Source organism: Microbispora rosea, from assembly GCF_900156315.1.
Taxonomy (GTDB): Bacteria; Actinomycetota; Actinomycetes; order Streptosporangiales; family Streptosporangiaceae; genus Microbispora; species Microbispora rosea.
On sequence record NZ_FTNI01000018.1, the window covers coordinates 51,123 to 73,026 of the forward strand.

Annotated in this window: 17 protein-coding genes; 13 read left to right on the forward strand and 4 right to left on the reverse strand. The window is 70.1% G+C overall.

The window, feature by feature from the left end; translation table 11 throughout:
• Nucleotides 1-269: 269 nt before the first annotated feature.
• A complete protein-coding gene (locus BXA11_RS24015; RefSeq protein WP_083744533.1) occupies nt 270-440 on the reverse strand; it encodes an IS3 family transposase in 171 nt (56 codons plus the stop codon).
• Nucleotides 441-696: 256 nt separating this feature from the next.
• Here BXA11_RS24015 and BXA11_RS45445 point away from each other — a divergent pair, with 256 nt between their 5' ends.
• The 5 genes from BXA11_RS45445 to BXA11_RS43285 all read left to right on the forward strand — a co-directional run bounded on the left by BXA11_RS45445 (nt 697) and on the right by BXA11_RS43285 (nt 5,605).
• Nucleotides 697-1,380: a TetR/AcrR family transcriptional regulator gene (locus tag BXA11_RS45445; RefSeq protein WP_275409728.1), complete on the forward strand. Its 684-nt coding sequence runs from the start codon at nt 697-699 to the stop codon at nt 1,378-1,380.
• Nucleotides 1,381-1,386: 6 nt separating this feature from the next.
• Entirely contained in the window at nt 1,387-2,310 is a 924-nt protein-coding gene (locus BXA11_RS24025; protein ID WP_076438062.1) for an ABC transporter ATP-binding protein, read from the forward strand.
• Nucleotides 2,307-3,896, forward strand: a complete 1,590-nt coding sequence (locus tag BXA11_RS24030) for an ABC transporter permease (protein WP_076438064.1) — start codon at nt 2,307-2,309, stop codon at nt 3,894-3,896. Before BXA11_RS24025 ends, BXA11_RS24030 begins: the two co-directional genes overlap by 4 nt.
• 994 nt (nt 3,897-4,890) lie before the next feature.
• Nucleotides 4,891-5,280: a hypothetical protein gene (locus tag BXA11_RS42370; protein WP_143734480.1), complete on the forward strand. Its 390-nt coding sequence runs from the start codon at nt 4,891-4,893 to the stop codon at nt 5,278-5,280.
• 151 nt (nt 5,281-5,431) lie between these two features.
• Nucleotides 5,432-5,605, forward strand: coding sequence for a hypothetical protein (locus BXA11_RS43285; protein ID WP_159454834.1), 174 nt, complete (start codon nt 5,432-5,434; stop codon nt 5,603-5,605).
• A gap of 581 nt (nt 5,606-6,186) precedes the next feature.
• On the opposite strand, the gene BXA11_RS24045 is transcribed toward BXA11_RS43285, so the two are convergent.
• Nucleotides 6,187-6,591, reverse strand: a complete 405-nt coding sequence (locus BXA11_RS24045; RefSeq protein ID WP_076438071.1) for an arsenate reductase ArsC — start codon at nt 6,589-6,591, stop codon at nt 6,187-6,189.
• Between the two features lie 211 nt (nt 6,592-6,802).
• Nucleotides 6,803-7,963 carry an inorganic phosphate transporter gene (locus BXA11_RS24050; RefSeq protein WP_143734481.1) on the reverse strand — a complete coding sequence of 387 codons (1,161 nt, stop codon included), beginning with the start codon at nt 7,961-7,963 and terminating at the stop codon, nt 6,803-6,805.
• A 780-nt stretch (nt 7,964-8,743) separates the two neighbouring features.
• Here BXA11_RS24050 and BXA11_RS24055 point away from each other — a divergent pair.
• The 8 genes from BXA11_RS24055 (at nt 8,744) to BXA11_RS24085 (ending at nt 18,012) form a co-directional block, all read left to right on the forward strand.
• Nucleotides 8,744-9,472, forward strand: coding sequence for an aquaporin (locus BXA11_RS24055; protein WP_204053825.1), 729 nt, complete (start codon nt 8,744-8,746; stop codon nt 9,470-9,472).
• Between the two features lie 251 nt (nt 9,473-9,723).
• On the forward strand, nt 9,724-11,346 hold the full coding sequence (locus BXA11_RS24060) for an OPT/YSL family transporter (RefSeq protein WP_076438076.1): 1,623 nt from the start codon (nt 9,724-9,726) through the stop codon (nt 11,344-11,346).
• A 105-nt stretch (nt 11,347-11,451) separates the two neighbouring features.
• Nucleotides 11,452-11,586 (forward strand): hypothetical protein, encoded by a 135-nt coding sequence (locus BXA11_RS45450; protein ID WP_259402773.1) that lies wholly within the window; start codon nt 11,452-11,454, stop codon nt 11,584-11,586.
• 88 nt (nt 11,587-11,674) lie between these two features.
• Complete coding sequence (locus BXA11_RS24065) at nt 11,675-13,195, forward strand: radical SAM/SPASM domain-containing protein (RefSeq protein ID WP_030511303.1); 1,521 nt, start codon at nt 11,675-11,677, stop codon at nt 13,193-13,195.
• The gene (locus BXA11_RS24070; RefSeq protein ID WP_143734482.1) at nt 13,150-14,067 is read left to right on the forward strand and encodes a methyltransferase domain-containing protein; all 918 of its coding nucleotides are present in this window, start codon (nt 13,150-13,152) and stop codon (nt 14,065-14,067) included. The genes BXA11_RS24065 and BXA11_RS24070 overlap by 46 nt, the downstream gene beginning before the upstream one ends.
• Nucleotides 14,058-15,437 carry a TldD/PmbA family protein gene (locus BXA11_RS24075; protein WP_076438079.1) on the forward strand — a complete coding sequence of 460 codons (1,380 nt, stop codon included), beginning with the start codon at nt 14,058-14,060 and terminating at the stop codon, nt 15,435-15,437. The genes BXA11_RS24070 and BXA11_RS24075 overlap by 10 nt, the downstream gene beginning before the upstream one ends.
• Nucleotides 15,421-16,761, forward strand: coding sequence for a metallopeptidase TldD-related protein (locus BXA11_RS24080; protein ID WP_076438082.1), 1,341 nt, complete (start codon nt 15,421-15,423; stop codon nt 16,759-16,761). Before BXA11_RS24075 ends, BXA11_RS24080 begins: the two co-directional genes overlap by 17 nt.
• A 15-nt stretch (nt 16,762-16,776) precedes the next feature.
• On the forward strand, nt 16,777-18,012 hold the full coding sequence (locus tag BXA11_RS24085; protein ID WP_076438085.1) for an NAD(P)/FAD-dependent oxidoreductase: 1,236 nt from the start codon (nt 16,777-16,779) through the stop codon (nt 18,010-18,012).
• Between the two features lie 1,376 nt (nt 18,013-19,388).
• Here the strand turns inward: BXA11_RS24085 and pepN are convergent.
• A complete protein-coding gene (gene pepN / locus BXA11_RS24090; protein WP_076438087.1) occupies nt 19,389-21,821 on the reverse strand; it encodes an aminopeptidase N in 2,433 nt (810 codons plus the stop codon).
• Between the last annotated feature and the right edge of the window lie 83 nt (nt 21,822-21,904).

Here is a 21,904-nt window from a genome sequence, read left to right on the forward strand (position 1 = left end):
ACGAGGAGCTTGCCGGGGATATCCGCTGGCAGTACGGTCTACCGCCGCGAGGAGAGCCCGAGCTGCCGTGGGTCCAGCACGCACTGTGTCCCGACACTGTTTCGGCAGGTCGGAGCCGTGATCACGAACTATGTGATCACGGCTTTTCTGTTTCTCGTTGCTCATTTGTTGCTCGGACGGGACGTCAGTTGCCGACAGCCTGCTGTCTTTCCTTGCCGCAGAGTGGAACTGATGTGCCTCGGGTTCCGTGGAGTCGGCTTGGTTGGCCGTCATGCCAGCTGCGTGTTTGCGTAGAGCATCTCGTATTCGACCGGGGTGCGCATCCCCAGGGCGCTGTGACGTCGTTGGCGGTTGTGGAAGATCTCCAGGCACTCGAAGATCGCGTTTGCCAGCTCGATGCGGGTGTTCCACCGCCGCCGATTGAGCAGTTCGGTCTGCATCCGGCCCAGCGCAGCGCGGGTTGCCGGCGTGTCCAGTCGATGAGGGAACGCACCCACGTGTCATCGGTGATCGCCAACTGACCGACCAGGGAGGTGAAGCGATCGCCCAGATCCTGCCCGCCCCTGTCGGCCAGGGTGCGCGCGGCCAGCAGGAACAATTCCCGCTTGGCGGTTGCGACGGCAAGCACTATATGCGTGTATAGTGAGCTATCCGATCGACCATCTGACAACATGCTTGTATAAGGAGATTTGAGTAGTGGGAGACCCGATTGGCGATCCGGCGTTCGAGGACCTGACGGCTCGGGCGCGGATCAGGGACGCCGCGATCCGCCTGTTCGCCGAGCGGGGCATCGACGGCACGACGGTTCGCGACATCGCCCAGGAGGCAGGCGTGTCGCCGGGCCTGCTTCGACACCACTTCGGGTCCAAGGAGGCGTTGCGCGAGGTGTGCGACACCTACGCGCTGGACCGGCTCGTCAAGATCAAGGAGGAGTTCTACCTTGAGGGCAAGGTGGCCAACCCGGGCTTCCTGCCGTCGGTCCATCCGACGATCGTGCTGCTCTACAAATACCTCACCCGTGCTCTGCTCGGCGGCTCGTCGGGCGCCGCGGCGATGTTCGACGAGATGGTGACGCTGAGCGAGCAGTGGGTCCGTAAGCACGCGCCGGCCGTCACCGAGGACTACCGGGCATACGCCGCGGTGCTCGTCGGCATGCAGTCCGGACTTCTGGCGATGCACGACCACGTGTCCCGCACGCTGGGTGTCGACATCTTCACCACTGAAGGGCACCTGCGCATGGCGGGCGCGCTGGCCGACTTCTACTCCCACTCGCTGCTCGATCCCGAGTTCGTCACGAAAGCCCGCGCGGCGATGGAACCGCCGCGGGCACCCAACCCCCCTACCGCCACGGGGACCGACCCCGGGGCTGAAGGAGCATGAGAAACCATGACCGAGGCGATCCACGTAGACGCACTGGTCAAAACATTCGGGCCCACCCGCGCGCTCGACGGGCTCGATCTGTCTGTACGGACCGGGGAGGTGCACGGCTTCCTCGGTCCGAACGGCGCGGGGAAGTCCACCACCATCCGGATTCTGCTCGGACTGCTGCGCGCCGACTCCGGCTCCGCCCGGCTGCTCGGCGGCGACCCGCGGCGCGACGCCGCGGAACTGCACCGCCGCCTCGCATACGTGCCCGGCGACGTCACCCTCTGGCCCAACCTGTCCGGCATCGAGGTCATCGACCTGCTCGGCCGGCTCCGCGGCGGCCTCAACGCCAAGCGCCGAGACGAGCTGCTGGAGCGCTTCGACCTCGACCCGCGTAAGAAGGGCCGGGCCTACTCGAAGGGCAACCGGCAGAAGGTCGCCCTCGTCGCCGCCCTCGCCTCGGACGTCGACCTGCTCATTCTCGACGAGCCCACCTCCGGCCTCGACCCACTCATGGAAGAAGTCTTCCGCCAGGTGATCCGTGAAGAGCAGCAGCGCGATGGCCGGACCGTCCTGCTGTCCAGCCACATCCTCGCCGAGGTCGAAGCGCTCTGTGATCGGATCACCATCATCCGCGATGGGCGGGCGGTCGAGACCGGCACGCTCGCCGACATGCGTCACCTGACCCGTACCTCGATAGAGGTCGGCCTCGCCGGGCCGGTGACCGGCTTGGACACGCTGCCCGGCGTGCACGACGTACAGACTCACAACGGGACCGTGCGCTTCGACGTCGACACCAGTGCTCTCGACGCGGTGCTGCGGCACCTCACCACCGTGGGCATCCTGAGCCTGACCAGCCAGCCGCCGACCCTCGAGGAGCTGTTCCTGCGCCACTACGACCGGACGCAGGCCGACGAAAAGCCGCAGACAAGGGTGACCCGATGAACTCGCTGACCGGCACGCGCGCTCTGGCGCGGCTGGCGTTCCGGCTCGACCGCGTCCGGCTGACCGTGTGGGTGCTCGGGCTCGCGGTGATGCCGATGGGGACCGCGGCCAACTACTTGAGCCTGTACCCGACAGAGGCGGACCTGCGCGCGGTGAGCGCCGTCCTGTCCAACCCGTCGCTCGTCGCGTTGAGCGGCCCGCTGTTCGGCCTCTCGATCGGTGGGCTCACCGCGTGGAAGATCGGCGTGACCGAGTTCATCCTGGTCGGTCTGATGAGCCTGCTCACGGTCGTACGGCACACCCGGACCGAGGAGGAGACCGGCCGGCTGGAGCTCATCGGCGCCACCGTGGTCGGCCGATATGCGCCGCTCACCGCCGCCCTGCTCGTGACCGGGCTGGTGAACCTGGCCATCGCGGCGCTGATCGCCCTCGGGCTGCTGGCAACCGGGCTGCCCGCAGCCGGATCGCTGGCCTTCGGCCTCGCCACCGGCCTTGTCGGGATGCTGTTCGCCGCGATCGCCGCGGCGAGCGCGCAGCTTACCCAGAGCGCCCGGGCGGCCAGCGCCATCGCAGGCGCCGTCCTTGGCGGGACCTACCTGCTGCGTGCTGTCGGCGACACCGGGCCGACCTGGCTGAGCTGGCTGTCCCCGACCGGCTGGGCGCTGCACCTGCGCCCATACGCCGGTGAACGCTGGTGGGTGGCCGGCCTGTTCGTCGGGGTCGGGGCCGTCTTCGCCGTCGTCGCGTACGCGCTCGTCGCGCGCCGGGACGTGGGCGCCGGCCTGCTACGGGAGCGGCTCGGGTCCGCCGAGTCCTCCCCGGCCCTGCGCAGCCCGCTCGCGCTGGCCTGGCGGCTGCACCGCGGCCTGCTCCTCGGCTGGACCATCGGGCTCGCGCTGACCGGGGCCGTCATGGGTGGAGCCGCCGCAGGCATCGGCGACCTGCAGTCGCCGAACCAGCAGCTGACCGACATCCTGACGCGGATGGGCGGGAACAACGGCCTCACCGACGCGTTCCTGGCCGCGATCTTCGGCATCACCGGCATGGTCGCCGCCGCCTACACCGTGCAGGCGATACTGCGGCTGCGCCAAGAGGAGAGCAGCGGACGGGTCGAGGCGCTGCTGGCCACGCCGGTCGGCCGGCTCCGCTGGGCGGCGAGCCACCTGACGTTCGCGCTCCTGGGCACCGCCCTGTTGCTGGCAGCGGCGGGCATCGCCGGCGGTCTCGGGTACGGCATGCAGGTCCACGACATCGGCGGGCAAATCGGACGGCTGCTCGGCGCCGCCCTGGTGCAACTGCCGGCCACCTGGGTGCTGGCCGGGTTCGGCACCGCCCTGATCGGCCTGGCACCGAGGTTCAGCGCACTGGCCTGGGCCGCGCTCATCTTGTCCGTCCTGCTCGTCGAGCTCGGCGCGCTGTTCGGGCTGAGCCAGTGGATCGTCGACGCCACCCCGTTCGCGCACGTGCCGAAACTACCCGGCTCCGCGTTCACCGTGACGCCGATGCTGTGGCTCACCGCCATCGCGCTCGCCCTCGGCGCAGTCGGCCTCGCGGGCCTGCACCGGAGGGACGTGCCGGTGGCGTAATCACGCCCGAGTCGAGGGTCGCGCGGCTCGACCCACGCGGCCCTCGACACGTTCTGGATCACTGCACGTTCATGGTGGAGCGTTGCCCAACGCGTCCTTAATACGAATGGGCGGCTGAGAACGCAGGTCTGTTCCGCTGACCACGACGGAGGACGCCACCGCAGATAGATGCACGTGCGTCGAGATTGATGTCCTCCCATTGGAGCCCGAGCATCTCGCCACGCTGCAAGCCAAGGCAAAGGGCCAGGGACGTAGACCGCGTACAGATGATCTACAAGTGGGAGCAGATAGCGGTCGTGGTCGCCGAGGGCATCGCTCATGGCACCTACCCGTCTCTCACCGTGATAGGTGCAGCTACAAGAAGTTCGACGTTGCCCGTGTCACTGTCCGCAAGGCGATGGGGCAGCTCCGCGCTCAAGGCCTCATCACCACCAAGCCAGGCAAGGGTTCCATCGTCAGCCGTCCCAACGGTGCCGGTGACTAGGGCATAGGTGACCGCATCATGAGTGACCTGTCGGCGGAGACGCGGGAAACCCTTGTCGCTGCCGGCCCCTGCCGCGTCACCGGTGCGGCGCCTGGCACCGGGTGGCGATCCGGCCTACCAAAAGGACGTGCAGCGTCTCCGGCGTGTTGTCGCCCGCGTCCTCGGTGATCGCGAGGTGGCTGCGCCGTCGGCGCCGAGGAAGACGTTGATTTCCCCAGTCTCGATGCCGGAGGTCTCCTCCACATACAGCAGCGGCTTGATGACCACTTTGCAATAGGTCGCCTGGTCCACAATCACACCCGGCATTTTGTCGCATCATGCGCCAATCTGGGTCGGCCAACCGAAGCGCCGACTATGCGTTCGCCATGGAGTCCGAGAGTCGGTGGGGGCACCTCGGCGTAGCTGCTTCACCAGTTCGCCGTATGAATCACAACACGACCCTTCAATGGAGATGTGGCCACTAGTGCCTTCCATTCCAATTCAAGATCACATTATACGAAAGGGCGTCGGATGATTCGCAACAAGCTGGCTTCATTCCTGGCCGTAACCGGAGCATCGTCCAGTCTGCTTCTGGCGTCCGCGATGCCGGCATCGGCTGCGTCCTACAGTCTCACGCCTTATCTGCTGGCGTATAACAACGGATATCTTCACGCATACGCCACCTACAAGGCCGGCACCACGGTGAAGAAGGTGTGTGTGAATCTCATGCTGCAGACAATCTTCGCTGATCAGCCCGGTCCGAGCGCGTGCACCGGCACGCTTCCGTCGAACTCCAGTGGTGGGATCAGCAGCCCCAGTATGCGATGCAACGCGTACCAGACATTCACGCACGTCATAGCGTACGATGCCAACAACAAGGTCATCACGTGGAAGAACGGTCCGGTCGCGTCGGGTTGCTGAGCGAAGCGGCGGCCGTCAAGCAGGAGCCTGTTCTCTCGGGCATGGAATTAGCCGTGGGCTTTCACGGCGAATTTCGCCAAGTTTGATCTTTCGCGTGAAAAGTCCTTCGCTTGCTAGGGCAGAGCTTTCCGTCCGCGACGCGACCGGTGCCGTGCGATTCGCGTTGGTCGGCGACATCCCGCTGCCCGAAGACTTGCGGCGTTTCCATCTCGACACCGTCGGGGAGGGGCTCCGCACGATGGGCGTCTCCTTGGCCGCCCTCATAGAGCGCGACGTGCTGCGCGCCGCACGAGAAGCCTTCGACACCTGGCCGCTCCAGGACTGAAGCGCGCTCCCGACGCGTGAGCCCACCCCGGTACGCCGGAGGTGGGCTCTGTCGTGTTCGTTGGGTTCCACTTTGTCGATCCGTCTGACAAGTCAGCCATGCTCGTCGGGCGCCGGCCGTCGCTTCCATTTGAGTGGACGCATCGAATCTGCCCTGCGGGCTTGACCATGACGCTGCGTCAACCCTCCATGCTGGCTGTCATGAGTGTCCCCCCGACAACCAATCAGGCCCAGGGAGCCGACCGGTGCCCCGACCAGCGATCAACGACGGTGCGCCTGGCCACCGTGTTCGGATGAGTTCTCTCGTCATCCAGGGAACTGTCCGTTTTGGCGGCATACAACGGTGGCGAATCTACTATGTAAAGAGTGGGTGTCTTGAGAAGCATCTCAGGAGGAACCGCTCTCATGCGGGTTGTGGTGGGCAGCCGTTTAAGGATGGGTTCCGGGTCTTTCTCACCACCCAGCCGCTCGCCGCACTCGAACCCGATCGTATTCACGAGGCGTGAGAAACCCGTAGGTCGTGAGCGTGGTTGGTGCCAAGGACTCCAACCACGAGAGCCGCCCTGTACTCCTGGAAGCGCATCAGGGCTCCAAAAGCTCGACCACCAGAGCCTTCACCCGGTCGTGGATTTCGTCTCTTATCACGCGCACAGCATCCATGCCTTGCTCGGCCGGGTCGTCGAGTTTCCAGTCCTCGTACCGTTTGCCGGGGAAGAGAGGGCAGGCATCACCGCAGCCCATAGTGATGATCACGTCGGATGCCTGGACGGCATCGGCAGTGAGGAGCTTCGGACTTTCGGCACTGATGTCGATGCCGACCTCGCGCATGGCGTCGACGGCGACGGGGTTGACCCGCTCTGCGGGCGCCGAACCGGCTGAACGGACCTGGACGCGGTCGCCAGCCAGATGAGCGAGCCAGCCGGCCGCCATCTGGGAACGGCCGGCGTTGTGTACGCATACGAACAGGACGCTGGGCATCGGGGGCATGAGCGGTCCCTTCGATCTGCTTGGAGCTCCTGATATTCGCTCTGGCTGACGGCATTCACGGCACACCATGCCCGATCTCCCGCCGTGGTGCGTCGCTCGGTGCGGAGGTGTGGTCGATCGCCACATCGCTCACCCTGAAACGGCCGCAAGCGAACGCCTCAGGTTGCCTGAGGCGGCCGGCAGGTGCTGCCACGCCTCCGAAGCGGTGCCGCTACGCAAGCAGGAGGTACGCGCCTGCGGCTACGGCGGCGGCGACGGGCGGTGTGCACAACCACGCGATCAGCAGGTCCCGGACGGTCTTCTTGTTGAGCCGGGAGAGGTCGTTGGCCGCGATGCCGGAGATGGCCCCTGCCGACACCTGCGTGGTCGACATGGGCAAGCCCAGTATGGCGCCCAGTCCGACGAGGCTCGCGGTCGTGAGGTTGGCGGTGAAACCTTCGACATGAGGAATCTTGATGACGGAGTACGCGAGCCGGTCGGCGATGCGAGAGCCCGCCACGACACCTCCGACGGCCATGGCCGCGGTGACCGCGAACAGCAGGCCCGTCGGGGTCATCCCGCCCACCAGCGCGAAGGTGCCGATAGCGACGATCTTGGGCGCGTCGTTGAGGCCCCGGGCGAAGCTCGCCAGGCCGCTTGTCGCCCAGTGCGCGATTCCGATGGCTTGCTGCGCCTTGGTCGGCTCGACCTGTCTCGTCAAGGTCGCGACCGGCGCCGTGTCGCCGTCCGGGACCGGAGCCTGGATTCTCTCCCTTCTCGCCGTACGGATCGTCACGACTTTCCGGGTGATGATTCCTAAAACGGCTGAGATGGCGTAGGCCACCAGGATGCTCAGCAGCAGCGGCTGCACGACCTTCCCGAGCAGTCCGTTCCACTCGACGGCGGAACCGGCGAACAGGCTTCCGGCGCCGAGGAGCGAGCCGACCAGGGCATGGGTGGTGGAGACGGGCAACTTCAGGACGGTGGCCAAGACGACCCAGAAGATGGTTCCTACCAGCACCGCGACCGTGAAAGCCGGGGTGGGCTTGGCGGAGACGATGCCTTTGGAGAAGAGATCGGTCATCTTCGAGGCCAACGTCAACGAGACGAGGCAGCCGAGGGTGGTGGCCACGGTGCCCCATGCGATGGCCGTGCGGATTTTCGTCACGCCCGCGCCGGCGAGCGTGGCGACACCCTTCGGCACGTCGTTCGCTCCGTTGGCGGCGGCCAGTAAGAGCACGAGCACAAGTACGAGCACTTCCATAGGTATGCCTCCGGGGGTAGCGGTGCTCGTGGGGGAGCGCGCGCAGCGAGAGGTATGGCTCGGCCGGAGTGGAACCGCCCAGCCACGGACCGGTTGCAGCCCTGCGCCGCCGCTGCCCAGGTCGAGCACCGGCTCGCCAGGTCCTACGTAGCTGACGGGATTTCCGCAGCCGAAATCCTGCTGCAATACATCCGAGGGAATAGCCGCAAGGGATTGCGCATCAGAGCAGCATGGCCCGGCGCAGGGACCCGCGACGCGGCGCTGTAACGCTGTAGCGCTGTTGTACGGCCTGTCCGACGTTCACGCTGACATCACCGGCCTTTGAACCGTATATCCCCTGCCCGACGGCAATAGCGTCAATACTATCGGAGCTATCGTCAAGACTTTTGAGTGAAGATCCTGTTAACGCCCTATTGACTGGTCCTTAACGGCCGGTGATTCCTCGGGTCACTCGACGGTTTTCCTTTGACGGAGGTTGTCCCGGCGCGGGCAGGGCGACGAACTGGGGTGCGTTGACCGCGCCGGCGCTGCTACGCCGCCTCCACCAGCCTTGATGGCCGTCGCCAGCCGGGCCGTGCGGGAAACCCGGCCACTTGGTGATCTTGATGCGGTGTGGACGGTGGTGAAGGTCGATTCGCTTGCCCGCGCTGACCGGTTGGCTCCACACCAGCCCATTTTTGGCCTGTCCGGAAATGGGTCATCGCGGCTAGGTGTTCGGCGCGGCAGTCAGGCGAACTTCGCGGAAATTGGCGCTACCAAATCGCATTGATATCTGTAAATATCGGTTCGGGTCGTGTAGCGACAGGTCGGCTGGCGCGGTGCGGCAGGACGTCATGCGGTATGTCATGTCCAGGGGAGGCCAAGCGTGCGTGACTCGGCAGCGCGTCTCGACCGGATCGGTGATTCTTGGTGAGCCCGGCGTTGCCCCGCCGGGCGCTGGCCGAGTACGTGGGCACGCTGCTGCTGGTGACGGTGGTGGTCGGGTCGGGGATCATGGGGCAGGAGCTTTCGCCCGACGACGTGGGACTCCAGCTGCTGGAGAACTCGACGGCGACGGTCTTCGGGCTCGGGGTGCTGATCCTCGTTCTCGGCCCGATCTCCGGGGCGCACTTCAACCCGGTGGTCACGCTGGCCGACTGGTGGGTGCACCGCGAGCTTTCGCTCTCGGACGTGGGGGTCTACGCCGCCGCCCAGATCGCCGGCGCCATCAGCGGGGCCGTGCTGGCCAACGCGATGTTCGGCAAGGCCGCCGTCACCTGGTCCACGCACGACCGCTCGGCCGGGAACCTCCTGCTCGGCGAGGCGGTCGCCACGGCGGGGCTGGTGCTCGTCGTCTTCCTGCTGGTCCGTGCGGGGAACGCCCGCCTGGCGCCGGTCGCGGTCGCCTCCTATATAGGCGCGGCGTACTGGTTCACCTCGTCGACCAGCTTCGCGAACCCGGCCGTGACCATCGGCCGGGCCTTCTCCGACACCTTCGCCGGGATCGCCCCGTCCTCGGTGCCGGGGTTCGTCGTCGTCCAGCTGATCGGCGGCGTGATCGGTCTCGCCCTGGTCTCCGGGCTGTACGGCCGCGATACGGGCGCGGTCACGGCCGGACGTGTAAAGGCCGACCCCCTGCTCGCCGATCGCACGCTGTGATCTGGCGGAATTGGCGGACATGCTGTATGGCGTAATTCCGAAATGTTTCGTAATGGTCGCGCAACATAAGCCGTGTACACGAATAGGAAATCTTGTCAAGACCCTTGACCATTGCCGCAAGACCCTTTTAATGTGCATTTGCCGCGTACATCGATAGTTATCAATGTAGTTCACCTGGTCGAGATGGGGGGCGCTCTGTGGGAGGTAAGGAGCGCACCGCATCCTCCGCTCCATCGCATTCGGCTCTGGCGGTGGACGCTCTTGCCGGCTGGCGGGGATCGTACGTCTGGGCCACGCTCATCGGCCTGGCCATCGGCGTGCTGCTCTGCGTCCTCAACGTGCTGGTCCTGTTCCGCACCGGCACGTCCTTCGGAGGGTCGGCGCTGGTGGCCGCGCTGGGCGCGGCGCTGCTCCGGGTGGCGGGGGCGCTCAGCTGGCAGGGTCTCTTCGTCGTCTTCTCCATCGCGTCCAGCGGATACATGGCCACGGCCGCGCTGGACACCGGCATCGGAGCCGTCGTCCTGCGGGCCGGTGAGCTGCCGGCCTGGGGTTTCCTGGTGGTGCTGGCGATGGCCGCGAACGCCGTGGGCATCCTCCTCGGCGGGCTCGTCGCGCGGGCGCTGGTGGTCGCCGAGCGGCTGCCCTACCCGACCCTGAAGCCGGCCATCACCCTGATGGCGTCGCTCAGCAGCCCCAAGGACGGGGAGAGCGACCGGCTCGGCCGCATGCTTCCCATCGCCGCAGGCGTCGGCGCCGCGTCGGCCCTGGGGGTCGCCCTGTGGGGCCACGAGGTCACGCCGGAGGTCACGGGCACCCATCTGGCCCTGGCCCTCTCGCCGTTGTTGTACGGGGTCGGATTCCTCATCGGCCCGCGCGCGTGCGCCTGGCTCGCGGCCGGCGCGGCGTACACCGTCGTCGTGTGGGCGGTCCAGGACGGCACAGAGGGCCGGTCCGTGGCGTACACCGACCATCTGTCCTATCCGTGGGTGCTCGCCGCCGGCGTCGGCCTCATCCTCGGCTACTCCCTCGCCTCGATCGCCCGGGTCCGCGGCCCGCTGGCGCGTTCCCTCCAGGGTGGCCGTCTGCTCCCGGGCCGTACGCGGTGGCTCGCCGCCGCCGTCCTCGTGGGAACGGCGCTCCTGGCGCTGGTGTACCCGTCCCTGCTGCGCTACCTCGGCTACGGCCTGCTCGGCGTCGTGCTGCTCGCCGTGATGACCGTGTTCCTCACCCGGGCCGGAGGCGAGATCGGCCTGGTGCCGTTGTCCCCGGCGCTGTACTTCAGCGTCGTCGCCTTCGCCATATCCGGCGCGGACCAGACGGCGGCGTTGCTCATGGCCTCGACCGTCTGTTGCGCGGCCCTCGCCGCCGTGTACTTCACCTACTCCGTGAAGGTCGCCCACGACCGTCCCGAGGGCCTGTCCGAGCCGCCCAGGCGGCTGACGGGCTGGACGCAACTGGCGGGCGGCCTGGCCGGCGCCGTGGTCGGCGTCCTGGTGATCGCGGTGCTCAGCCGCGCCGGTGTGCTCGGAGGAGGCTCCTTCCCCGCCCCCGTGGCCACCGCGGTCCAGTTCGTGGACGCCACCGTCCGGGGATCGACCGAATACCCCGCCACCGTGGCCCTCGCGCTGGCCGTTTCGGGCCCGCTGGGCCTGGGCCTGGCCTTCACCTCGGCCATGCCCACGATGATCGGCCTCGGAGTGCTGCTTCCCCCCGCCGACTCGCTGACCCTCGCCGCCGGAGGCCTGACCCAGTGGCTGCTCACCCGCCGCAACCCCGGGCGGCGCAGCGGCACCGAGATCGTCGCCTCCGGTCTGATCATCGGCGAGGGCCTGATCACCGTCGCGGTGCTCATCGTGCGGGAGGTCCTGCGGTGACCCGCCACCTGGGGCACGCGCCCCACCAACGACTCTCCCCGCCGCGTCGCGGCGGGGAGCGGGCCGGAGAGCGCGGCAGAGATCACAGTGGAGGAGGTGATACCTATGATCGCCATTTCCATGATCGAGAACGCCGAAGTGTCCGAGAAGCAGACCGACTGCTGCACCGCCATGCGCGGCCGGAAGAACCTCGACGTCGTGACCAGCATCATGGCCAACGACCCCGACGGCTGCGAGTGACCGTGGCCGGCGGACCGTACGACACGGGTGTCCCCTGCCGCGCCCTCCACGTCCCGGCCCACCGGACACCGTTTCTGGGAGACACACCATGCTCGTGAGCCCGAACACCGTCACCTTCTCGGTGGAGCTCCCCGAGGGCACCCTGGACCCGGCCTATCTCGACGAGAGCGGCAAGGTGAGCGTCCTCGCCAACGCGGTGTCCGGATCGATGGACATCGTCACCCCCGCCGAGGTCGCCGTGCTCGAACGGGTCCGCGCCGGAGACGCCGCCGTCGACCGTGAGCTCGTGGCCGGCCTGCTGGAGCGCGGGTACGTCTGCACCGACCCGGTCGAGGAGGAGGCGCGCTACCGCGCCATCGTCGACGGCTACTTCCAGGCGATCCAGGAAGCGCCGTTCCAGTTCATGTTCATCCCGTCGTTCGTGTGCAACCTGGCGTGCCCGTACTGCTTCGAGGGCGAGCTGACCACCAGGAGCCCGCGCATGGACGAGGAGATGATCGAGGCCGCGTTCGACACCATCCCCGAGATCCAGGACCGGCACCAGAACTCCGGCCCGCCGTACATCACCCTGTTCGGCGGGGAACCGCTGCTGGACACGCCGTACCAGCGCGGCGCCGTCGAGCAGATCCTGCGCGGCTCGTACGACCGCGGCTACCCGGTCACCGCGATCACCAACGGCGTGGCGCTGGACGCGTACGTGCCGATGCTGCTCAAGTACGGCTGCGAGGAGGTTCAGGTCAGTCTGGACGGCACGCCGAGGACCCATGACACCCGGCGGGTGTTCCGCAACGGCAAGCCGACGTTCGAGCTCATCGAGCGCAGCATCGACGTGGCCGCGGAGGCCGGCATCCGCGTGCTGATCCGGGTGCTCGTCGACGAGGACAGCGTGGACGACATGCCGCGCTTCGCGGAGTTCGCGCAGGCCAAGGGGTGGCTCGACCACCCGAAGATCCGCCTGTTCAACGGCTTCACCAAGGCCACCACGTTCCTGTACGTCACCCCCGACCACCCCGAGGAGAAGCGCAAGCGCATGGTCCGGGGCGACGTCAAGGCCGGGCTCCAGGAGGCCTTCTGGCGCATGGTCCAGCAGAACCCCCTGGTGGACCGCATGCTGCAGCCCGACCTGGCCCGCATCAGGTCGGCCGTCCTGGAGGGCGACCGCCTGCGGCCCAACCTCCAGGGGTGCAGCGCAGGCACGAGCGTCGTCGCCTTCGACCCCAACGGCAAGATCTACGGCTGCCCGGAGACCGTGGGCCGTCCCCAGCACGCCTGCGGGACGTTCTACCCCGAGTTCAGCTACGCGGCCGGCTACCGGGATCCCTGGCGGCACCGCCACGTGGACACCGTGCCCATGTGCCGCGACTGCAACGTGAAGTTGTTCTGCGGGGGCGGCGGCTGCCCCATCAAGGCGTGGGCGGCCAACGGCGGCGACTTCAACACCTGCTACTGCCCCAAGGTGTCCAGCATCACGACGCGTGTCGAGACCCAGCTGGCCTACCTGCTGCCCATGGCGCTGCGCCGGCAGCAGGAGCACGCGAACCGACCGGAAGGAGAAGAGGGAACGTGGGAGCAGATGACACGCGTGGGTTCGTTTCCCTGGATGAGCTGATCCGGCCGCGGACGGCCGCCGAGACGCTCACCGAGCCGGACGCCTGCGGATGCGCCCCGCAGACCGCGGACCAGGCGGCCGGCTGCTGCTCGGCCCCGGAAGCGGCCCCGGCCGACCAGGGTCCCGTTCCCGTCGAGACGCACGTCAAGAAGCGCTACGACGCGCTGGCGGTGCAGGGCACCAGCACGCTGTGCTGCTCTCCCACGTCGGTGTACACCCCGGAGGAGCTCGCCGAGATCCCCGACTGGGTCCTGGAGCTGTCCAGTGGCTGCGGCTCGCCCATGAACGCGATCGGCCTGCGCCCCGGGCAGACGGTCGTGGACTTCGGCTGCGGCGCCGGGCTGGATCTGCTGATCGCCGCGCGCCGGGTGGGTGAGACGGGCCGGGTCATCGGCGTCGACGCGTCGATTCAGATGGTCAGGACGGCTCGGCGCGCGGCCAAGGAGATGGGGCTCAGGAACATCGATGTGCGGGTCGGCGACATCCGGCGCCCACCGGTGCGTGAGGCCAGCGTGGACGTGGTGATGAGCAACTGCGTCCTCGGCATGTTCCCCGACAAGAAGGAAGTGCTGCACGCGGTCGCGGCCGTCCTGCGCCCGGGAGGAGTGGCGGTGATCTCCGACGTCGTGTACTCCGACGACGGCCCGCCCCCGGCGGACGTGGCGGCCGGCGAGTCCGCCGGCGCGGAGGACTTCGCAAGGTGCGTGGTGGGCATGACCGAGAGCCAGTACCGCGACCTGGTGCTCGGCGCGGGCTTCGGCAGCGTGGACATGCGCAGCGACGGGCTCGTCCCCTACCGCGACGGCGCGCAGGTCACCAGTGCCATGATCTTCGCCTACCGGGACGACAGCCCCGCCCAACCGTGCTGCTGACCGGCGGCTCGCCCGCGCTCTTCCGGGACGCGGGCCTGCGGGCGGACGACTACGCCGAGGTACGTCTCGAACGCGCCACGACCGTCGACCTGGTGTGGCGCGGCGACGGCATGGAAAGCAGCGTGACCAGCCGTGACGAGGGGTGCTGTGCCCGCGTGATCGGCCGGTCGGGGTCGGCGTTCGCGTCGGCCACCGGCATGGACGCCGGGCCGGTGCTGCGCAGGGCCGCGCGGGACGCCGTCGAGCTGGGGTGCGCGGCGGGACGTCTCGCCGCGCACCGCCCCTACCTGGCCGACCGTCCCGGCGAGACCGGTGAGCTCGCGGAGACGGTCGGCCTGGCGGAGAAGACGGAACTGCTCGGCGCCTACCACGCGGCGGCGCTGGCCGCGCATCCCGGCGTGACCGGGGCGCTCGTCTACTACCGCGAGTCGGTCGCGGACGTGGAGCTGTTGACCAGCGAGGGGACCGGCGTCTCGTACCGGCGCAGGGACCTGACGCTGCAGATCACCGTCTACGCCGACGGCGGCGCCGCGAGGACCGCAGGCTCGGTGTCGGCAGGCAGCGGCGGCGACTTCTCCGTGGTGCGGGGCCTGGCCCCGGACCTGGAGGCCGCCGTCGCGACCGCGGTGGACCTGCGCGCCGCCCCCGTGGTGGCGCCGGGGGAGTACGACGTGGTCTGCGACGGCCCGCTGGCCGGCATCTGGGCCCACGAGACGATCGGGCATCTGGCCGAGGCCGACCACCACCTCGGGGACGCGCAGCTGCAACGGTCCCTGGCCCCCGGACGCCGGCTCGGCCCGTCCATGCTGACGATCACCGATCACCCCGGACGTCCCGGTGCGCGGGGATTCGTACCGGTGGACGACGAGGGCACGGCGGGGTCCGCGGTGGAACTGCTGCGCGACGGCGTCGTCACCCGGCCCCGGCTGCACGACCGCTCCACCGCGGCGGCCTTCGGTGAGGACCCCACCGGCAACGCCAGAGCCCTGAACTTCCGCCACCCGCCGCTGCCCCGGCTGCGGACGATCGCCATCGCCCCCGGCGCCGCGTCCGAGGAGGAGATGATCGGCGGCGTGGCGCGCGGGCTGCTGGCCCGCGGCGTGCTCGGCGGGCAGACCGACCGCGCCGGATTCACCTTCCTGCCGGCGGAGTGCCGGGAGATCCGCGACGGCGAGGTCCGCGGCCGGGTCAGAGGCGTGGTGCTGTCCGGTGCTGTGCTCGGCGCCTTCGCGGCCATCGACGCGATCGGCCGTGAGCAGTGGCGCGGCGACACCTCGGCGAGCTGCGGCAAGCAGGGCCAGAACGCGCTGCCGGTGAGCTCCTGGGCTCCCATGCTGCGATTGCGAGGCATACGTGTCACCTCTGGCTGACCGGCTGGAACAGGCCGGCGCGGAGGCCGCGGCCCGCGCCGACCACTGGGAGATCCTGGCCGTCGAGCGCGACGACACCGTGGTGGAGGTCGGTTCGGGCGTGCCCGACCTGGTCAGGTCCGCGCACGAGACGGCGCTGTGCCTGCGGGTGCACCGCAACGGCCGCGTGGGCACGGCCACCACGACCCGCCTCGACGACGTGCACGGCCTGGTCGGCGAGGCCGTGCGGAACGCGGCTCACGGGCCCCCGGCGCCTCGCGACCCGGTCATCGGGAGGAACGCCGCCGCTGAGGCCGCCGAGAGGCCCGCCGCGGATGAGGGCACCCGATCCGTACGGCTCCTGGCCGAGCAGCTGGGCGCGCTGCAACGCTCGGCGGGGCTGACCGTGCACGGCACGGTGACCAGGACGCAGCAGGCGGTGCACCGCGCGGCCCCGGACGGGCGGACCACGACCTCGGACCGGTTCTTCCACATCGCCGCTCTGGCGGAGGGCTCGGCCGTCCAGCTGCCCTGGACCGGCTGGACCCGGACGCCGGAGCTGCCCGCCGCACTCGCCGCGTGGCTGGAGGCCGCGGCCGGATGGGACGCGCTGCCCGCGGCCGACGCGCCCTCCGGCGACCACGACGTGCTGCTCGCCCCGTCCGCGGTGCACACCCTGCTCACCCCACTGGTCACCGCGCTGAACGGCACCGCCGTCATCGCGGGCCGTTCGTTCGTCGCCGGGCGTCTGGGTGAGCCGTTCCTGCACCCCTCGATCGGCCTGCGCGACCATCCCTCGGAGCCGGCCGCGCCGGACGACGAGGGCACCGGCGGGCTGGCCTGGCCGGGCAGCGACGACGACGGCGTGCCGTGCGCGCCCCTCACGCTGGTCGAGCGGGGCGTCCCGGTCCGGGCGTACCACAGCGTCCGTACGGCGGCCGCGTGCGGGACGGCGCCCACCGGGCACGGGTTCCGCGGCAACGCGCTGCGCCGCACGGTGCTCAAGCCCGCCACGCCGGTGCTCAACGGCGCGACGCTGTCCGCCGGACCGGCCGATGCCGGGTCCTTCCACGACCTGCTGGCCGGTGTCCGTGAGGGGGTGCTCGTCGAGTCGCTGATGGGCGGACACCAGCGCGCCGGCCTTTCACCGGTGGTCGAGGGCAGGCTGCGGCTCGGGTTCCTGATCAGGAACGGACGGGTGGCCGGGATCCTCCGGCAGCGACCGATCGCCCTGGACCTGCGTGAGGTGCTCGGCCACCGCTTCCGCGCGGTCAGCGACCGCCGGTGGGCCGTCAGCAGGATCTGGTCGGGCCGCCTGCCGTTCGTACTGGCCGGCGGGACATGACGTGAGGAGCGGCCGATGTATGACGTGATCGTGGTCGGCGGCGGCGTCACCGGGGCCGCGAGCGCCGCCCTGCTCGCGCGGGAGGGTCTGCGGGTCCTGGTGTGCGACCGCACCAGGCTGCCGGCCCCGGCCGTCTCCACCCACTTCTTCGGCCCGACGACGCTGTCCTTCCTGGACCGGCTCGGCGTGCTGGACGAGGTGCTCGCCACCGGCGCGCCACCGCTGCGCCGCTGGCACCTGGAGGTCGAGGGCGGCTACTACGGGGCGCCGATGCTGCCCCGCTCGCCGTACCACTACAACCTGTGCGTACGCCGGGAGACCCTCAGCGGCGTCCTGCTGCGCGCCGCGAGCCGGCACGGGGCCGAGATCAGGGAACGCAGCCCCGTGCGGTCCCTGCGCTGGGACGGTGACCAGGTCATCGGGATCGAGGGCGCGGGGTGGTCGGAGAAGGCCAGGATCGTCGTGGGCGCGGACGGGCGGGGATCCGCGACCGCCCGTCAGGCCGGCGCGGCCACGACCTTCGACGCCGGAGCCATGCGCTGCACGTTCCACGCCTACTGGGAGGACGTCGTCCCCCTGCCCGCGCCCGCGCTGGAGCTGTGGCACGACGACGGTCACGTGCTCCAGGTCGGTCCGTGCGACGGCGGGCGGTGGGTGATCATGGTGTCGGCACCCCTGGAGGAGTACGCGGCCCTCCGGGCAGGCGCGGGGGGAGACGAGGGATACGAGCGCCTGCTCCGGTCGATCCCCGCCATGGCGGACCGGTTGCGTGCGGCGCGGCGGGTCTCGCCCGTGTACGCGTCGAAGAGCCTGCGAAACTTCCACCGCGAGCCGGCGGGCCCGGGCTGGCGGCTCGCGGGCGACGCCTACTGCCACAAGGACCCGCTGTTCGGCGCGGGCATCACCGACGCGTGCGCGGCGGCGGAGACTCTCGCCGCCACGGTGCCCCTCGCGGTCGATGGCGACACGCCGCAGGCCAGGGAGAGCTACGCGACCCGCTTGGACGAGCGCGTCGGGCGCAAGGTCCGCGCGGGTCTCGCGGGGCTGCGCATCGACCCGCCGGAGCCCGGCCAGCTCGCGTGGATCCGCGGCGTGCTGGCCCACCCCGGGCTGGCACTGGAGATGACCCGCCGCTGCTCGGAGCTGTTCGCCGGGCTGCCGGAGGACCGGCGCGACTTCTGGCAGCGGGTCGCCGACGGCGCCTCGGAGGTGCTCGGCCTGCCCCCGGCGGCCTCCGTGGACCCGTCGTGACCGCCGTTCCCGGCTACCTGGCCGGTCACGTCGAGGATCTCGCGGCACTGCAGGCCCGGGTCGCCCATGCTCGCTGGCTGGCCGCGACGGGACAGGGCGAGGACCACCCGGCGCTGCCGGAGGGCGGCCTCACATGGCTGACCGACGGCCGGCTCGTCCTCCAGGCGCTGGAGCACGGTGACCTGCACTACGCCGGGGAGCTGGTCCTCTGGTACTTCCGCGTCCGGCTGACGGAGGCGACCGCGCGGCTGCGGCTGCTCCAGCGCACCGTCATCGCCGAGGCCGGCGGCAGGACGCTCACCCACGGGGAACTGGTCGCCCTCTCGCGGACGGTCACCGACGACCGGCGGCGCGCCGAGGTCCGGGCCGCCCTGGCGGACGTCGGAGAGCGGCTGCGCGAGGGCCGGCGGCGCTGGCTCGACGCGTACGCCGAGGCGCGGGCCGGGCTGGGCTTCCCGACGCACGCCGCGCTGGTGCGGGCGCTGCACCCGGAGGTGGACCGGTTCGTGGCCCACGCACGGAACTGGCTCGACGCCACGCGGGCCGGGTTCCTCAAGCGATGCGACGACTGGCGGGCACGCGACGCGATCTCCACCGCGTCCCTGGGGGACGCCCGCCTCGTCGCCGCACGCGCCGTCCTGCCCGAGGGCGCCGGCGGCGCGCTCGACAGCGTCCGCTCCACCGTACGCGCGTGGGGTTTCGGCGGATGTCTGGAACGCATCCTCGTCGACGACGTCGCACGGCCCGGCAAGTCGGGCACGGCGTTCTGCTCGCCGGTCGCGCCGCCGGTCGACGTGCGGGTGTCCACCATGCCGGGCACGACGCTGGGCCACCACGCCACGCTTCTGCACGAGTTCGGGCACGCGCTGCACTTCACCGCGGGCACCCGCCACCCCGCCGACCTGTGGCGCACGCACCCGGCGCTGACCGAGGCGTTCGGCTTCACCCTGGAACGGGTCGTCCGGCGGCCGGACTGGCAGCGGCGCCACCTCGGTGTGACGGTGGACGCCGAGGCAGTGGAGCGCCTGGCCTTCGCGCGCGAGCACGTCCGGCGTCTGGTGGCGACCGGCCTCTGCTACGAGATGGCCGTGCACGACGGATGCCCGGACCCGGCCGCCGAGTACGTGCGCTCGCATGAGCGGGAGTTCGGCGTCGCGGTGGACCGAGGGGCCGCATGGGACCGGATGCAGACCTACCTGGAGGGCAAGCCCTGCTACCCGCTGGTGTATCACCAGGCGTTCATGCTGCGCGAGACGCTGTGGGACCACCTGGCCGGCCGGGCGGGGGAGCGGTGGTACGCCGGCCCGGACGCCGGGCCGGCCATGCGGGAGGTCTTCCGCGGGTTCGCCGCGGGCGACAGCGCGGAGAAGTGGCTGTCACCCGGCGGCGTCCCGCTCGGACAGGTCCACGGCGAGGGCGAGTTCGGCCCTGGCGGCGCCGGTCAGCCTGACGAACCGGTCATCGGAGGGCAGGCGGTCGATCAGTCCCAGCGTGCGCCGTGAGACCGGCCAGGAGGGGAACAACCGGACGGTGATCGTACGGGCCGGTTCCCGGTCTCCCGCTGCAGCCAGCAGCGGGAGGACGTCCCGCGCGTAACGCTGCGCGAACGGCGCGAGCAGGTGATGATGCGCGGGGTGGGTGAATCCGTCGGCCAGCGCGCGGACCTGCGCGACGCTCTCGCTGCCCAGCATGGTCGTCCACGCCCACTCCTTGGCCTCCGCGGTGGGCGCCGACGCCCTGAGCCGTTCGGCGAGCCGGTCTCCCACGGCGGTGAAGGCGCCGGTGACGTCCTCCAGGGGCTCGCCATGTGCGACCAGGGACCGGGCGAGCCTGCGGCGCAACGCGTCGTCCACATCGAACGGGGCCGCTCCGTGAAACCATTTTCGCACCGTGCCGACGTGAACGGGCGTCAGCGCCGCGTCCGCGACCGCCCGCGCCGCCGCCAGCCTCTGGTCCGCGTCTGTGCCGCCGTTCGTGTCGCCGTCTGGAGCATTGACGACGTCCAGCAGGCGGTCCACGTACGAGGGCCAGCCGTGGGCGCGGGCCCAGCTCTGCTCGGTGTAGGCCGTCAGCACGGTGGCGACCCGGACGAGGAGCCGCTGGAACACGCCGATCTGCGTCTCCGCCGCAAGTCCGTTGAGGACCATCGTCAGGAACCGCCGCGGCGGCAGCTCCCCGTGCCGGACCATGTCCCACGCGGCCGTCCAGCAGAGTGAGCGGGCCATGGGATCGGCCAGCCGGCCGATCCGGTGCACGATCTCCTCCGTCGAGCGCGGGTCCAGGACGATCCGGCAGTACGTCAGGTCGCCGTCGTTGGGCAGCACCAGCGCGCCGGACCGGCTGCCGACGAGCGCGTCGACGCTCGTGCGCGGGCCGTCGGCGTCGAGCTCGTGCCTCCGCACGCGGACCAGATCACCGTGCCGGTCCTCCGCGTAGACGCCCACGGCGAGACGGTGCGGCCTCGGCACTCCCCCCTGGACCAGGTCGAAACGCGTGAAGCACCCGGTCTCGTCGACGTCGAAGTCGGCCCGCACCTCGGTGAGCCCGGCCGTCAGCAGCCAGGCGTCCGTCCAGGCGGTCAGATCCACGCCACCCGCCTTCTCCAGGGCGGCGAGCATCTCCGCCCGGCCGGCGGTGCCGTAGGAATGGTCCGCGAAGTAGCGCCGCATGCCCTCCAGGAACCCGTCGAGCCCCAGGCGGGCCACGAGCTGGCGCAGCACGCTCGCGCCCTTGTGGTAGGTCAGTGCGTCGAAGGCCGACCCGGCCGCGTCCACGTCGGGGACGCCGGTCACGACGGGGTGGGTGGAGGCCGACTGGTCCAAAAGGTAGGCATGCGCCTTCTTGCCGGCGGCGAAGTCGGCCCAGGCGCCGGCGTCTCCCGTGAGCCGGGTCAGCGCGTGGACGCCCGCCCAGGTGGCGAACGCCTCGCTCAGCCACAGGTCGTCCCACCAGCGCAGCGTGACGAGGTCGCCGAACCACTGGTGGGAGATCTCGTGGAAGATCATCTCGTCCCGGCGGCGGTGCGCGTACCGGGTCACCGCGCGGTCGAACACGAACGTCTCCGCGGCGAACACGCAGGCGGCGTTCTCCATGGCGCCGAAGTTGAACTCGGGGACGAAGCACAGGTCGAGCTTCCGGAACGGATAGGGCGTGCCGAACGCCTCGGCGAAGAACGCCACCCCCGCCCCGAGCCGCTCCAGCAGCACGCCCGGGTCGAGGTGCGCCGCCAGGGAACGCCGGGAGTGCACCCCCAGGGGCACGGAGCCTCCCCGGTCCGCCGTCCACGACGCCCACGGGCCGGCCGCCACCGCCGCCACGTACGTGCTGATCGGCGGGGTGGGGGCGAACCTGTGGACGCCTGTCCCGGGCCGGTCGTCGAGCGGGGCGTTGGACAACACGGTCCATCCGTCCGGAGCGGTCACGCTGATCGCGAAGGGCGCCTTGAGGTCGGGCTGGTCGAAGCAGGCGAACACCCGGGGGGCGTGGCCGGGCTGCAGGTGGCTGTACACGTACACCTGCTGATCGGCAGGGTCCGTGTACTTGTGCAGGCCTTCGCCACTGGTGGAGAAGTCGTAGTCCGCTTCCACGGTCAGCTCGTTGCGGGTCGCCAGATCGGGCAGGAGGATCCGTCCGGCGCCGTCGTATTCGACCGGCCGCCCGTTGAGCACGGCGGAACGCATCCGCCGGGGCAGCGCGTCGGCCCAACTGCAGGTGCCCGGCCGGGCGGAGGTGAAGCGGACCGTGCTCCTGGATCGGAACACCGGCTCCTCGGTCCTGCTCAGATCGACGTGCAGGTTGTAGGACCGCACGCGCAGCAGGGCGCCACGCTCCGTCGCCTCTGCGTGGGTCAGCGGGGGACGCGAGATGACGAGACCTCCTGCGTGGAAGGGTT

What these genes read in the sequence shown, in the direction of transcription:
- BXA11_RS24015 (WP_083744533.1), bottom strand. Translation starts at nt 440, where the DNA reads ATGCAGACCGAACTGCTCAATCGGCGGCGGTGGAACACCCGCATCGAG.
- BXA11_RS45450 (WP_259402773.1), top strand. Translation starts at nt 11,452, where the DNA reads ATGATCGCCATTTCCATGATCGAGAACGCCGAAGTGTCCGAGAAGCAG.
- BXA11_RS24025 (WP_076438062.1), top strand. Translation starts at nt 1,387, where the DNA reads ATGACCGAGGCGATCCACGTAGACGCACTGGTCAAAACATTCGGGCCC.
- BXA11_RS42370 (WP_143734480.1), top strand. Translation starts at nt 4,891, where the DNA reads ATGATTCGCAACAAGCTGGCTTCATTCCTGGCCGTAACCGGAGCATCG.
- BXA11_RS24065 (WP_030511303.1), top strand. Translation starts at nt 11,675, where the DNA reads ATGCTCGTGAGCCCGAACACCGTCACCTTCTCGGTGGAGCTCCCCGAG.
- BXA11_RS24085 (WP_076438085.1), top strand. Translation starts at nt 16,777, where the DNA reads ATGTATGACGTGATCGTGGTCGGCGGCGGCGTCACCGGGGCCGCGAGC.
- BXA11_RS24030 (WP_076438064.1), top strand. Translation starts at nt 2,307, where the DNA reads ATGAACTCGCTGACCGGCACGCGCGCTCTGGCGCGGCTGGCGTTCCGG.
- BXA11_RS24045 (WP_076438071.1), bottom strand. Translation starts at nt 6,591, where the DNA reads ATGCCCCCGATGCCCAGCGTCCTGTTCGTATGCGTACACAACGCCGGC.